Raw genomic sequence first — 15,056 nt, 5'->3', positions numbered from 1 at the left:
TTTAATCAATACCATCCTCAAAGCGTGTTTCAGCCGTTCTAACGTCCTTATCACTATTTAATTTATCAATGTCAAAGATTTTATTATTTCTCCCATCAAAATCAAAAAGGGCCAACCTATCAACGGCGGTATCACCGTTAAAATCATGTTTACCAAATCTGTTATTCTGAAGTTGGACCAATTCAAGACTAGGAAGGTTCAAGATATCTTCTGGAAAATCTCCCTTAAAATTATTTTCTGCCAAAACCAGCATTTTCAGATGGGTAAGCTTAACCAAATTTTCCGGTACTACACCATCAAAATTGTTATCTGCCAACTCCAATCGTTCCAAATATTTCAAATTTCCAAATGACAATGGAATAGAACCGCTTAATCCGTTATGTGAAAGTAATACTACCTCTAGTTTTTTAATATTTCCCAAACTAACCGGCAATTCCCCGGTAAGGTTGTTATAAAACAAATCCAAAACCGCCAGCTTTTCCAAATCCCCGATATTTTCAGGAATTCTACCGGTAATTTTATTCTTACCCAATCTAAGTACAACCAATTTTTTTAATTGCGTTGTACTTTCAGGAATATCCCCACTAATTTTATTCAAAGCGAGGTTCAAAACTTTTAAATTAACTAGGTTACCTATTGAATTAGGCAAGCTTCCACTAAGGTTGTTATTCATTAAATTAATAGTAACCACCTTATTGTTCTCAAGCTTTACGCCCTCCCATGAGGAAACAGGACTGTTCAGGTCCCAACTATTGGTCCAAGAATCACCATTAGCACTATTATATAGGTCTATTAAGGCATTTTTCTCCAGATTAGAAACCTGTCCTGACAAAAATTGCCCAACAACAACCATAAAGAGCATTAGTACGCCTTTTTTCATATTTTTCAATATTATCCAACTATTACCCCTTTAAGGGTTAAGAATTACCCTACAAAATAAGATTATTGTTCGATAAGTCGCAAAAATACTCGACGAAATAAGCCTAAAAGTGCTATTTATGTTGTGAAAGTGCGAAAAGTTGTGGTGAAAGAAATTTAACTCTTTGGATTATTTTTCCTACAAAGCAATCGCTTCAAGTTCCATGGTAATATTTTCCCAAGTTTTCATTAGTTTTTCAAGACTCTTTTTTTTCTTCTGATAGGTATCGAAAAAATTGGATTTTGCAATGGTAGTATCATAATTCATAAGTAAGTCATGATCTATACCTGCAATCTCCTTTTCCAGCTTGGATATGTCACTTTCCGCTGAACTTAGCCTGTTTTTTAGGGATTTTATCTTTTTTTGATCTTCGAAATTAACATGTCTATCCTTGGGCTTTTCCTTCTTTTGGACTACGGTTTGTTTTTTTTCTATTGCTCGAAAATCCTCGACCTTTCTCTGTTCCAAATAGAAGTCGATATCCCCAAGATATTCTTTAATATTACCATCTTTAAATTCATACACTTTATTGGTAAGCCCCTGTAAAAAATCCCTATCGTGACTCACCAAAATCAATGTTCCGTCAAAATTCTGAAGCGCTTGCTTTAGTACATTTTTAGATTTGATGTCCAAGTGGTTCGTAGGCTCATCCATCACCAACACATTAAAGGGTTGTAGGAGCATTTTAGCTAGGGCCAACCTGTTGCGCTCACCTCCGGAAAGGACCCGTACATATTTATCAACCTCATCTCCCCTAAACAAAAAAGAGCCTAGAATATCCCTTACCTTACTTCTGTTTTTCTCATTGGCAGCATCAATCATAGTATCCAAAACAGTCTTTTCGCCATCCAAATATTCCGCTTGATTTTGTGCAAAGTAACCTATCTGTACATTATGTCCCAGTTTTAAATGCCCTTTATGGTCCAAATCCCCTACCATTATTTTGGCTAAGGTAGATTTGCCCTGTCCATTTTGGCCTACAAAAGCAGTCTTGGAATCTCGTTCTATTAAAAGATCTATACCCTTTAAAACATGGTTATCACCATAACTCTTGGCCAAACCTTCAATTTCCGTAACCACCTTACCTGGAGTCACAGAAATTTGAAATCTCAAATTCATTACACTATTATCATCCTCATCAACCTCTATTCGCTCCATTCTATCGAGCTTTTTGATCAAGGACTGTGCCATGGAAGCCTTTGTAGACTTGGCCCTAAATTTTTCAATTAACCTTTCGGCCTGTTGAATTTCCTTTTCTTGATTTTTCTGGGCATTTAACTGTTGCTGTTTAATTTCATTACGCAGCACCAAGTATTGGGAGTAAGGTTTACTGTAGTCATAGATCCGTCCCAAGGATATTTCTATAGTTCGGTTGGTAACATTGTCCAAAAACATTTTATCGTGCGATACAATCATTACACCACCGGTATAATTTTTCAAATAGTTCTCCAGCCATATAATGGATTCAATATCCAAGTGGTTTGTTGGCTCATCCAACAACAGCACATCATTGCTCTGTAACAACAACTTGGCCAACTCTATCCTCATCCGCCAACCACCGGAAAAAGTCTCTGTTTTACGATCAAAATTCTCACGTTTAAAACCAAGACCCAATAGTACTTTTTCAGTTTCTCCCTGATAGTTGTAACCGCCCAATATTTCATAATGATGAGTTACATCGTTCAAATCAATAATCAATTGATTATACTCCTCACTTTCATAATCTGTCCGCTCGGCCAGCTGGTGATTAATTTCGTCCAACCTAAGCTCTAAAGCTTTTATTTCCACGAATGCTTGATGGGCTTCTTCCTGTACGGTTCTACCCAGATCAAAATCGATATCCTGCCTTAAGAACCCCATTTTAATATCTTTATCAGAGGCTATAGTTCCTGAATCTATGGGCATATCCTTTGATAAAATTTTCAATAGGGTAGATTTACCTGCCCCGTTTTTTCCAATAAGACCAACGCGGTCACCTGAATTTAAACGGAAAGATATTGCTTCAAATAAGTATTCTCCTCCAAAAGCAACGGAGAGGTTATGGATATTAAGCATATATTGTGACTAGTGTTACATTGATTAACTCTACAAAATGTACTTTTGCAGAAACTTTTTGCAAATGTTAAAAAAAGGAAACAAACTCAACAGCATTTTAACAGGAACTTGTCCTAAATGTCACGAAGAGAGCATGTATAAGGATAAAAACCCCTATAATATTGGAAATGTCTTTAAGATGAACGAACGTTGTTCGCACTGTGGTACAAAATATAAAATTGAGCCTTCCTTTTTTTATGGTGCCATGTATGTTAGCTATGGTGTTGGTGTTGCATTTGCTGTGGCCACCTTCATTATTGCATTTGTAATCTTTAAGGCTTCATTGATTCAAACCTTTATTGCCATAATTGTTATCATGGTAATCCTAATGCCTTTTATTATTCGAGTTTCGCGAAATATATGGATTAATTTCTTTGTAAAATACGACCCTAAGGCCGCAAAGGTTAATTCTTAAAATGTTTTTTGGTAAAACGGGATAGGTCCATTTCAGGCTCCAAGACCTCCCCTTTTTCTATGAAGCCGTAAAGCTGTCGAGAAGCCATTGGAGCAATCATGACCCCACGAGACCCTAAACCGTTGAGCAAATACATATTTTCATGTTCCGGATGTCGACCAACAAGTGGCTTCCTATCACTTACCGTTGGCCTTATACCAGCCACATGATCAATAACCTCATAGGTACATTTTAAAAAGGTATCCAATTTCTGCAGAAGTTCTTGTTTACTTTCTTCGGTAGGCACATTGCTTTTATCTTTCCATTTATAGGTAGCTCCTACCCTATACATATCATTGCCCATGGGAATTATAAACACCGAGGATTTTATAACCCGATCCTCTTTTAAAGCTGGAGCCTTAATAGTCAACAGTTCCCCTTTGGTACCATTTAGTGGTAAATAATTGAAATACGGATTAGTTTTTATGCCAAACCCTGTTGAGAACACTATTTTTTTTGCATTTATACCACGGTATTCCATATATCCATCCCGTAACTTAAGGGCATCAAAATCGAATGTTTCCTGGAGCATCAAATTTTGTTCCAACAGATATCGGGTATAATGGGACACCAATACCGAGGTATCTATCCTACCCGTGTGCAACACTTCTCCGTAGCCATAAGGCGCTTCGATGTTAGGGTTATGGTTAGACAATATTTTAGGGGCTATAAAGTGACTTAAATTAGGCTTATCCGAAGCTTCGAACCAAAGGTTCTGTTCAGTTATAGTGGCAAAACGCCTAAGGATAGGAATTTTGTAATCCAATTGCACTTTTAGCTTCTTTTCCAATTGGGCATAGAAAGGAAGCGCCAGTTCCAATTGATCCTTGGCATTCCAAGCCAAGGTAAATCGCTTAAGGGTAACCGGATTGTACAGACCACCTGCCACCACCGAAGAAGTTTGGGAATCATCACTGACCACCTTGAACGACTTTCCATTCCCTTCCAAAACTTCGCAAAAAGAAATGCCGGCCAAGCCTAGGCCCACAATTAAATAATCTAACATGATGCAAAAGTAGAGAAGGAATTCCAATTCTTCATGAAATTGAAATATTAATCATTATCCGTCTAAAATGAGCCTCAATCCACACCCCATTCATGATACAAAACCTTTGTCGATAATGGGCAAAAAGGAAGCGCCACATCATATGATGTGGCGCTCTGCTTTATGTGAATTGGAATATTATTAAGGCTAGTAGGCCCACATATCTTGCTCCTTATCTCGGATAACCTCTTTAATACGCTTGGATTCCAATAATTGGAACAAGGCATTATCAGCTATATAATCCTTAACCTCACGGTCTCCATACACATTATCCTCTTTATAGATAGTAGCATTGAATCTTCTAGCATTCAACAACATATCAAAGGAGATGGGCTGTGCAGAATTTCGTTGGTTAAACACTTTAGCCTCATGTAATATTTGTCTTGCACTAGGATACCATACCCAGAACAATGGAACTTTTGCCTCGGCCAAATCCATAGACTCATCATCTATAAAGTTAACATCCGGAGCTACGGGAGCAATACCCAACAATCGGTATTTTAACTCTCCCTGTCTTTTGTCGAAATACCAGATTCCTTTTACAAGGTACTCTTCCAAATCGGCAGCTGTAAGATTCCTACGATTAATATATTCGGGAGAAATTGGTTCTCCTGCATTATATTGCTCGTAACCATAATCTGTGGTATCCACTTTTTGCAAAGTAGCGGCCAAATCGCTGAACTTTCTTTTTTCGGTAAAGTAAGAATCTACATATACATCTTCCAGTGTACCATTTTTGATGTTCTTGATCAAAACGTCGTACAACGACCTTCTGTCCGGACCAATATCAATGGTATCCAAAGGATAATATAGCGGAAAATTAATACGCTCATCCAAGTCGATTATTTCCCATATGGTTTTGGACCAGAGTATATCCCTGTCGTCCACATAGGCGTATGGTAAAGGACCGTCATTGTCTTTCGCTATCTGAGCCTCCGTCTTTTTTCCTATTTCCGTCGGCAACTTGGCATTCAAGATATTAGCCTGGGCGGAAATAGACAACGGTAACAGGACCACTACTCCAATTAATAAAACATTTTTCCAATTCATCTGTTTACATTTATTATTTTTAATCCTCAGCCCAGTTCTTCAGTAGACTGGTGTAATTGGCCATGGTAAATATTCGTTATTTGCCATGGCCAATTTCACAACATTTTTACTAGTTTGTTATCTCCACAACTACTGGAGACACCTTTTTAAGCTTATAGCCTTTATTGTTTGTAATATAGGCTTCAATATCAAATATCTGAACAGCATCTCCACGGCCTGCTCTTTTAAGGGCCGACTTAGCTCTTGCGTCCAATTTGTTACCATTTACATCTACCGTTGGTTGCCCTGGTACTTTAAATTTAAATCCGCTAACCGCAAGGTTAAGGTCGAAATCAAAATCTTCCAGCAACGCTCCTATTGTAGAAATCTCTAGGTTGTTTTTTCCCATTTTTGCACTTCCGGATTCTCCTCTTACGGAACCTGAAGGTCTTGGAATATCCTTAATTCTGAACTCAGAAGAAGTTTTAATCATTTGTCCATCAGGCAACTTACCTGAAGCAGTAATGGAAACAGTTCTTCCTGTACCAGGATTCATAGCATATTTACTTCCACTTTGCTTACTAAGCCCGGGAGCCGATGCAGAAACATTATTATCAGGAATACCAGGAATGGATATAGTAATCGGGTTAGAAACCCCACGGTATACCACATTCATTTTATCAGCTGAAATTACAGCAGCGTTTGGCTTGGTAATAGTTGCAAATGTTGAGGATACTGGCACTTCCGTACGCTCTCCATCTTGCATAAATACTAGATTACCAGCTATTTTATGATCTCCTGCACTTCCTGCACTAATCGTTAATCTAACCTTACCGTCCTCGATCACATAATCAGAACCTTCGCTCAACTTTCTACCATCAAGCGTTAAATTAACTTCATTAGGCTTTGTAGTTGCATCTTTACGACCCAATACAATATTACCGGCAAACTTTTCACCTGCATAAAAAGCAGATTTTTCTTGCTCCAATAAGGTGGTGTAATTGGTCATGGAAACCTCACTACTCAATTGACCTTGAAGCATAGCTTTTAATGCATCTTCTTCGGTAGCCTTAATGTCAGCTTGAAGCGAAGTGATTTTAGTCAATGATGCCACTAAAGGATAGCCTTCAAAGTTATAGTTCAACCAATCTTGTTTGGAACCATCCCTTTTTTCAACTTTACCGTTTTCATCACCGGTTTCAAACCTACTCTTAACAGAAGACTTTACAGACTCCAGTTCAGCTGGCATAACACCTGCAATTTGTGTGCGATAGTTAACTAAGCGATCCAAAAATTCTTTTCCATCCGCTCCAAGTTGGTCTCCTTGGAAAAACTTTTGGTCCAAATAATCGGTTTTATCCATTATTTGATAATCTTTTGGATCCTCAACATCGGCCATCATCTCTTTTTTCAAGTTTTCCAAATATAGGTAATACTCAAAAGACAATTCCTTTATCTTCTTGGCGTCTTCTAGAAGAGGGCCAAATTTCTCAGCATTTTCAGATGCCTTAGTTTCAAGACCACTTAAGAAAGCCGTATTGTTTTCCGTGGTTTTTATGTTAGAAGCTTCTAACTTTTCGTTCATAAGACCGAAAGCCGATAGAACTTCTTTTCCCATATTTAGGGCCAACATCGCGATGAAAATCAAGTACATTAGGTTGATCATCTTCTGACGTGGTGTTGCTTTTCCTCCTGCCATTTTTCTAATTAGTTTAAATTATTAATCGATTTGGGTTTGGTTATTGAATTATAACTAATTAGTTTCTAGTCATTGCAGATAACATACCACCGTAAACTCCATTCAAAGAAGAAAGGTTAGTAGCCAAAGATTCCATTTGATCTTTAAGGGCACTTGAATTTTGTACCACTTCCTCGTTAATAGACGCTTGTCTACTTGCGCTTTCCAACTGAACTTTGTAAAGACTGTTTAAAGATTCCATTTGAGAGGCAGCTTGTACCATTTCATCAGAATACTTTTTAGTAGACTCCATAGCATCAACAGTAGGGGCAATACCTTTGGCAGCACCTTCAAAGTTTCTAATGCTAGATCCAAGACTTTCCATAAGGTTGGCATCTACACCAGCTTCTTTTAACAAATCATCCAATTTTTTGGACAAAGATGATTCCGCTTCCTTCAATTCTGCATTAGCATTAGTTTTTCCCAATGAAGCACCTCCACCTAATTCTGGGTATACCAATGACCAATCGTATTCGTCATCTACAGGTTCAAATGCACTAATAGCAAAAATTAATGCTTCGGTAATAAGTCCAATTGCCAATAACAATCCACCCGTAAGTGGTCCAAATTGCCAGTGAAGGATCTTGAATAATGCTCCTATAATTACTACAGATGCACCAAGGCCGTAGGCCATGTTAAATAATTTCTTAGTTGATTTTGACTGTGCCATAATTTTAAATTTAATTAAGTAATGTTAATAATAAGTATTTGGTTTAACGTTTGATCTAATATAAAGGTCTTCTTTATTTATATTTTAATTGGTAGAATCTTCCTCTCCCATGTAATCCTGTACGGTTCTAAATCCGATGTAACTACGTGCTGAATCTTGATATTCGTAATCCCTGGTACTTACCTGTAGGAAATAAGCAACATCTTTCCAAGATCCACCTCTTATAACTTTTCTAGCATTTTGTGTAGATTCTGCATTTGGGTTCATAGTGGACACATATTCGTACGAATTTGGGTCATAACTACTATTGGTCCATTCGGAAACGTTACCCGCCATGTTGTACAAGTTATAGTCGTTTGGCTCGTAGGCCTTAGCTTCTACTGTATACAAAGCTTGATCTGCCGCATAATCTCCTCGCTGTGGCTTAAAGTTCGCCATAAAGCATCCTGTATCACTGATAACATAAGGACCACCCCATGGGTATGTTCCTCCTTCTATACCTCCTCGAGCAGCATATTCCCATTCCGCTTCTGTAGGTAATCTAAAGCGGTTGACAAATTGCTTGCTCCTACTTTTTTGATCGTCGTTCTTGAATTTTGTTCTCCAGTTACAAAAAGCCTGAGCTTGTTGCCAAGAAACACCCACTACAGGATAATCACTATAGGCATCATGCCAGAAATAATCATTGTGCATTGGTTCATTATAGGAATATGAAAAATCCTTAATCCATACCGTAGTATCCGGATATATCTCCAATTCTACCTGTTTTATGAAATCCTTTCTACTTCCCTTTTTGGCACGAGCTGCTGCTTCAATATCCATCCAGGTGTATTTGTATTTCAATCTAGTAACATCAATATTACGTTGTCCGTTATAAGATTCTTCTTCCGGCAGGTACATGGAATCTACCATCACTTCCGTATAATACTCATCCGGATATTTTGATATATCCCATATCAAATCAACCTTTCTATTCAAGGCCCTTCCTTCGTAGCCTGTTACACCCATACCGGAATGGTTGTTTAGCATATACTTATCGTAGGCTGACAATTTTGTGGTATCGGCATCCTTAAAGGCATATTCCCCTATACCGCCATCATCGGGACCCAATCCCAATTCATCAGCTAGTATAGCCAATTTTGTCCGAGCAATGGAATCTTTTACCCATTCTACAAATTGACGATATTCGCTATTCGTAATTTCGGTATCGTCCATGTAGAAAGATCGAACAGTAACGGTCTTTGTCGGGGCATTTAGTGTCTTAGCCTGATCTTCCTCACTCTTACCCATGATGAATGCTCCTCTAGGAATCAATTCCATACCATAAGGTTTTTCGGGATACCACTTTTTTCCTTGAGCTCCGACTAGCTCCCCTTTTGTTTTGGACCCACAACTTGAGAGTAAAAAAACAAATGCTATAGATGACAACAATAGCTTCTTCATACGTTAGGTTAAATTTCGATTATGATTATAAATGCAAACACAAGTATTATTCTCTAAAACTTATTTTTAAATAATTTATTGTATAAAATTTGTTTTATACCCTAAAATTATTATTTCAATTAAACCCTTTTTTGTAGGCTTTAAACCACCGCTCAGGAATATTTTGATTACATGCATCTAGATAATCCAATTCGGTGCATGGTAATAACGCAGGTGAATTTGTTTTAGTATGTGAAGTTAAAATTGAAGGTACCTCTACCCACCATCTTTCGCTAAGATGGCTTTTATAGAAGATAAGAGACTCTTCTTCGGTAGGAACGGTATACTTGGTGAAGTCGTTACTATTACTATTGGGTAATTCTTGAATTCTAAAATTTAGGCCCTCAATAAAATACCAAATTATTTGGGCAACAAGTTGAAAAGATTGATTGCTGTTCTCGCATTCATAGATCCCAAAAACAGATACATTATCGCTAATTCCAGCATATCGGGCTATGGCACAGATTTCCCGACCGTTAAAACCGTTTGGGGAAAAATTTCTGGAATACCCTATATCGGCAGCGCGTATGGCACGTGCATCCAAACTAACCACATGGGCATTCCTAAGCACGGGTTCTGCCAGGGTTATGTTCGAAATTAATTCTCCCAACCGGTAAGAATCAAAGAAAAGACGCTCCATAAGGTCTAATTCTTCCTGGGAATTAAAATAACTCTGATAGCCTATATTGGAGAAGTTAAAGAGGTTATTTGGTTTATCTGTTATTATTTTACTCATATAGGAATGGGAAGAAATAAGTTCTTCATCCATCCCAAAATCGAACCTACTATCTATGGACACTAAATTGACCATGTTTTTAAGTCCGTCGAAAGCCCTATAAGTAGGATAGGTTATATCCTGGGTAGCACCAATAACAATGGGAATAATGTTTTCTTCCAACAGGCCGGCAACAATTTCCTTGACCACAAAATAAGTATCCTCTACGGTCTCCCCTTCCTCTATATCCCCTAAATCTACTATAGAGGAATTCCAATTCCCCATCATTAAATTATAAAGCTGAAGCCGGATTTCCGATATATCCAAGCGCTCCGGTTTTTTCTCGAAAGCATTTCTGGATTCGTTAACTCCTAGTATGGCTACACTAACATTTGCCAATACCGGAAGACCATGCCGTGAAGTATGCATATATACGTGTTTCCCTAATGCTTGGGCCGGTAGTAATTCGCAGTGGGCCAATACCCTATCACTAACGGGTACTAAAAAATCGAATGCCATATTATTTTTTAGCCTTAGGTTTTGCTTTGGTTTTTTTCTTCGGTGTCTTTTTCTCTATTAATTCCTGTGCATTTTTAAGGGAAATCTTGGTAGGATCCACATCTTTGGAAACTTCCACTTTTATTTTACCCTTAATAATAGTATGCCTTCCCCATCTCGCCTTCTCTATGCGAATACCTTCCTCTGGCCATTCTTGGACCAATTTATCAATTTCTTTTTGTTTTTTAGCCTCTATTATCTCCTCAATTACTTCTTTTGTAAGATTATCAAAGTCATACTTCTTACTTACATTGATAAACATACCGTCCCATTTAATAAATGGACCAAATCTACCAACTCCTTTTGTAACATCCTTGTCCTCGTAAAGAGCTATGGGGGCATCTGCTTTTTGCTTTTCTTTAATGAGCTCAACAGCGCGATCCATATCTATTTCCATCGCACTTTCATCCTTGCTTAGGGAAACAAACTTTTTCCCAAACCTTATATAAGGCCCAAATCTACCAACATTGGCCTCGACCTCTTCCCCTTCATAAACTCCAAGCTTTCTTGGCAATTTAAACAAGTCCATGGCTTCTTCATAGCTGATACTACTAAGTGACTGGTCTGGTAACAAGCTGGCAAACAAAGGTTTTTCCTCATCCTCTACTGTACCTACCTGCACCATGGGTCCAAAGCGGCCCAATCTAACAGAAACCTGTCTCCCTGTTTTGGGATCGGTCCCCAAAATACGTTCTCCACTTGCCCTATCGGCATTTTCTTCCACATCCAATACCTTGGTATGAAAATCCCCATAGAAATCCTTCATCACTTTTTGCCAATCTTCATCCCCTGAGGCAATCTCATCAAAATCCTCTTCTACCTTGGCCGTGAAATGATAATCCAAAATTGTTTCAAAATGACTTACCAAAAAGTCGGTTACGATCATTCCAATATCTGTTGGGACCAATTTACCTTTGTCCGATCCCACATTTTCAGTTAAATTTTTAGCTATGAACTTATCGGACTTCAACAGCAACTGCACATAATTTCTCTCTGTACCCTCAATGCTGCCCTTCTCAACATAACCTCTATTTTGAATAGTGGAAATTGTAGGGGCATAAGTAGATGGTCTTCCTATCCCAAGTTCCTCAAGTTTTTTCACCAAAGAAGCTTCGGTAAATCTATAGGGAGCCCTAGAAAATCGTTCCGTGGCCGTTATATAATTATTAAGGATCTTTTCACCTTCCTTCATTGCCGGAAGCATTCCTTCCTGCTCTTCACTTATATCTTCCTCATCGGTTCCTTCCAAATATACCTTTAAGAAACCATCAAATTTGATTACCTCTCCATTGGCTGTAAATTCTTCCTTATGGGTATTCGATTTTATTTTAACATTGGTGCGTTCCAATTCGGCATCACTCATTTGTGAAGCCAGGGTACGTTTCCAAATAAGTTCGTATAGCTTGGATTGATCTCTTTCCAAGGAAGGGGACTGATTGGTCATCTCCGTAGGGCGAATGGCCTCGTGAGCCTCTTGTGCACCTTTGGATTTTCCTGTGAAATTCCTAACCTTACTATATTGTTTGCCGTAATTACTTATAATAGCATCCTTTGCTGCATCCAAAGCGTCTGTGGAAAGGTTAACACTATCCGTTCTCATATAGGTTATTAACCCTGCCTCATAAAGGCGTTGAGCCACCTGCATAGTCTTTGAAACGGAAAAATACAATTTCCTTGATGCTTCTTGCTGTAATGTTGAAGTTGTAAATGGGGCGGCCGGTGATTTTTTGGCCGGTTTCTTATCTAGGGAGGCAACAGAAAAACTAGCTCCTATATTTTCCTTTAAAAAAGCTTCCGCCTCTTTCTGGCTTGCATAAGTCTTATTTAACTTGGCGGTAAAAATACTGCCCTCATTTGTTTTAAATTCGGCAGATATCCTAAAAGCTGCTTCGGGGTTAAAGGCTTCTATATCCCTTTCCCTTTCCACAATTAGTCGGACTGCAACAGATTGAACCCTACCTGCAGATAATCCCGGCTTAATTTTTTTCCACAGCACCGGGGAAAGTTCGTATCCCACCAATCTATCCAGCACTCGTCTGGCTTGTTGGGCGTTCACCAAATTGTAATTAATTTCTCTCGGATTTTCAATTGCTTTCTGAATGGCCGATTTTGTAATTGAGTTAAAAACAATCCTCTTCGTTTTGCTCTTATCCAACTTTAACTCTTCAGCCAAATGCCAAGAAATAGCCTCTCCCTCTCGATCCTCATCACTAGCAAGCCATATGGTCTCCGCTTTGTCGGCCAAATCCTTTAGCTTTTTTACAAGAGCCTTTTTATCCTTGTCTACAATATATTTAGGAGCGAAATTATTATCTACATCCACTCCCAATTCTTTAGAAGGTAAATCGGCAATATGCCCGAAACTGGACTCTACCTTAAAATCTTTCCCTAAAAATTTTTCAATTGTTTTTGCTTTAGCAGGGGACTCTACGATTACTAAATTCTTTGCCATTAACTATTTTTTGGTGACACAAAAGTATACCAATTTTTTTATTTAACGGATTTTCATTTGCGCTACCATAAAAAAACACCCCTATTTCTAGGGGTGTTTTGAATTATTTCACAAGATTAATTAAGGTTAAATGCACTAATGAGCTTTATTTTATTTTCAAGATATTCATATTGATAAATGATCTCTTCCCCGATCATCAGCAAATTATCTTCCATAGGAATAACATCAAAAGTATTAATATCCTTAAAATGATTTAGCTGTACCAAATTCTGAACATCGCTTTTGTCATAGACCTTAAGTCCTGAAATTCCATCGCAGACAAATAATTTTTCATGCTTTACACCCAAGCCATAAGGGCCATCCATGGGGTATGTCTTAACCAATTCGGGATTGGTTAAATCTGAAATATCCACGATAAAGAGTCCGCTCTCCGTAGCACCGCACATATTCCCACCCCTTAAGGTTACGTAGGCATAATCGCCGTCAACCACCACTGGATCACAGGCCGTACCATGTTCAAATTCAGAAATCAAGGTAGGTTTGGCCGGGGAAGAGATATCATAAATGTACATACCCCGCATGCTCCCTAAAAATAATTGGTTTCCGCTATTAAAGATAGTTTCAATATCAAATCCAGCATATACGTCGTCCAAATCTTTGGGATTTTCCAAATCCTGAATATTGAATACATTGATACTATGACTATCCACGGCGTATAAATAATCATTTACGATCTTAAAGCGCGCCAAAGATCCGCCTTGTCCTGTTGGTGCCGAATTTTGTGTGGCATTGGCTAGCATCACATCAAACTCACGAGAAAACTGAATTTCCACTTCTTCTATTAGCCTTCTTTCTTTTACCGTTTCCCAACCAACTACAATATCGTTTTGATAGTCTATATCCTGCCATTCATAAATATCAACCTCAAAAGGAAAAACTACATTATCCCTTAAAACATTCTCCAAACGGTTAACCATTTTAATATTATTGATGTCGGAGATATCCAGAACAATCAAATCTGTAATACTATCGGCATACAAATAATTTCCCTTTACGGAGACATCTACGTTCCCTGGTATTTTTATAAAGGCTATTTTCTTAGGAGCTTTGGGATTGGAATTATCCACTACATGTACCCCTCTATATTTATCATTAACAAAAATATAATCCCCATAGACATAAATTTTTCCAGATTCATCCAAAGGAATAGGCGCTATGATATCTACAGCCTTTTTAAATTCTGCTTTGCTCATCTTAATCGGCTTGGCTACCAGGTATTCTGCATATTTACCATCGTCCTCGTTATTACATGAAACAAACCCTAGGGCAGCCAATACAAAAATTAGTGTAATCGTTGTTCTCATAACTATGGAAGTTAAATGGTTATCTACAATTAGATACGGGCGCACTTATAAAGTTGCGTAGATTTTTGAGAAATATTTAACTGTCATTATGTCACATATCTCTATATAATGCTATCTTTGCCAACTCTTAAAGATGAAGATGAATGCACAATAAAATGGAGAAGATTATAGATGAATCTGTTCAAGGAACTGCCATAGCCATTGCTGATAAGCAAAATAGCACCAGAAAACTATACATAGTAGTATATGCATGATTTTAATTCATTTAAATACAGCACTATACATTTGAAAATTTTATAGTTATCCCCTAGTTATCCCCATTTTACAATATTTTCCCTACCTTTAAAGTTAAGGTAAAAACCACTATAATGGGCAAAAATAAAGTGACTGAAACAATCATGAAATCTTATGGTGCAAAAAACGGTCATAGTATACCACCCTGGCCGGATTAAAGTGAGCCACCCTCGCCGGGTGAAAGTGAACCACCTTCGCCGGATGAAAGTGAACCACTAAGAAAGTCGATTCTATTTGTAAAA

General features: G+C 38.0%; 11 protein-coding genes. 1 reads left to right on the top strand and 10 read right to left on the bottom strand.

Going from position 1 to position 15,056, the window contains the following annotated elements:
* Position 1: 1 nt before the first annotated feature.
* Both CWD90_RS12230 and CWD90_RS12225 read right to left on the bottom strand, forming a co-directional pair.
* Positions 2–880, bottom strand: coding sequence for a leucine-rich repeat domain-containing protein (locus tag CWD90_RS12230; protein ID WP_103476357.1), 879 nt, complete (start codon positions 878–880; stop codon positions 2–4).
* A 177-nt stretch (positions 881–1,057) separates the two neighbouring features.
* Positions 1,058–2,974, bottom strand: a complete 1,917-nt coding sequence (locus CWD90_RS12225) for an ABC-F family ATP-binding cassette domain-containing protein (protein ID WP_103476356.1) — start codon at positions 2,972–2,974, stop codon at positions 1,058–1,060.
* A 64-nt stretch (positions 2,975–3,038) separates the two neighbouring features.
* Here CWD90_RS12225 and CWD90_RS12220 point away from each other — a divergent pair, with 64 nt between their 5' ends.
* Positions 3,039–3,428, top strand: coding sequence for a DUF983 domain-containing protein (locus CWD90_RS12220; protein WP_103476355.1), 390 nt, complete (start codon positions 3,039–3,041; stop codon positions 3,426–3,428).
* On the opposite strand, the gene CWD90_RS12215 is transcribed toward CWD90_RS12220, so the two are convergent.
* The 8 genes from CWD90_RS12215 to CWD90_RS12180 form a co-directional block, all read right to left on the bottom strand.
* On the bottom strand, positions 3,418–4,473 hold the full coding sequence (locus tag CWD90_RS12215; RefSeq protein WP_103476354.1) for an NAD(P)/FAD-dependent oxidoreductase: 1,056 nt from the start codon (positions 4,471–4,473) through the stop codon (positions 3,418–3,420). The genes CWD90_RS12220 and CWD90_RS12215 overlap by 11 nt on opposite strands.
* Positions 4,474–4,659: 186 nt before the next feature.
* Complete coding sequence (gene porN / locus CWD90_RS12210; protein ID WP_103476353.1) at positions 4,660–5,562, bottom strand: type IX secretion system ring subunit PorN/GldN; 903 nt, start codon at positions 5,560–5,562, stop codon at positions 4,660–4,662.
* 109 nt (positions 5,563–5,671) lie between these two features.
* The gene (gene porM, locus CWD90_RS12205) at positions 5,672–7,240 is read right to left on the bottom strand and encodes a type IX secretion system motor protein PorM/GldM (RefSeq protein ID WP_103476352.1); all 1,569 of its coding nucleotides are present in this window, start codon (positions 7,238–7,240) and stop codon (positions 5,672–5,674) included.
* A gap of 58 nt (positions 7,241–7,298) precedes the next feature.
* Entirely contained in the window at positions 7,299–7,949 is a 651-nt protein-coding gene (gene porL, locus CWD90_RS12200) for a type IX secretion system motor protein PorL/GldL (protein WP_103476351.1), read from the bottom strand.
* A gap of 84 nt (positions 7,950–8,033) precedes the next feature.
* Positions 8,034–9,392, bottom strand: coding sequence for a T9SS ring complex lipoprotein PorK/GldK (gene porK, locus CWD90_RS12195; RefSeq protein ID WP_103476350.1), 1,359 nt, complete (start codon positions 9,390–9,392; stop codon positions 8,034–8,036).
* 115 nt (positions 9,393–9,507) lie between these two features.
* Entirely contained in the window at positions 9,508–10,665 is a 1,158-nt protein-coding gene (locus tag CWD90_RS12190; protein WP_103476349.1) for a formimidoylglutamase, read from the bottom strand.
* Between the two features lies 1 nt (position 10,666).
* Positions 10,667–13,156 carry a type I DNA topoisomerase gene (gene topA / locus CWD90_RS12185; RefSeq protein ID WP_103476348.1) on the bottom strand — a complete coding sequence of 830 codons (2,490 nt, stop codon included), beginning with the start codon at positions 13,154–13,156 and terminating at the stop codon, positions 10,667–10,669.
* 116 nt (positions 13,157–13,272) lie between these two features.
* Positions 13,273–14,520 (bottom strand): LVIVD repeat-containing protein, encoded by a 1,248-nt coding sequence (locus CWD90_RS12180; protein WP_103476347.1) that lies wholly within the window; start codon positions 14,518–14,520, stop codon positions 13,273–13,275.
* Between the last annotated feature and the right edge of the window lie 536 nt (positions 14,521–15,056).

The sequence above is a fragment of the Arenibacter catalasegens genome (assembly GCF_002909235.1).
Taxonomy (GTDB): domain Bacteria; phylum Bacteroidota; class Bacteroidia; order Flavobacteriales; family Flavobacteriaceae; genus Arenibacter; species Arenibacter catalasegens.
Note: the sequence above shows the minus strand (reverse complement) of the source record. Positions and strands in the feature narration are given on the sequence as shown.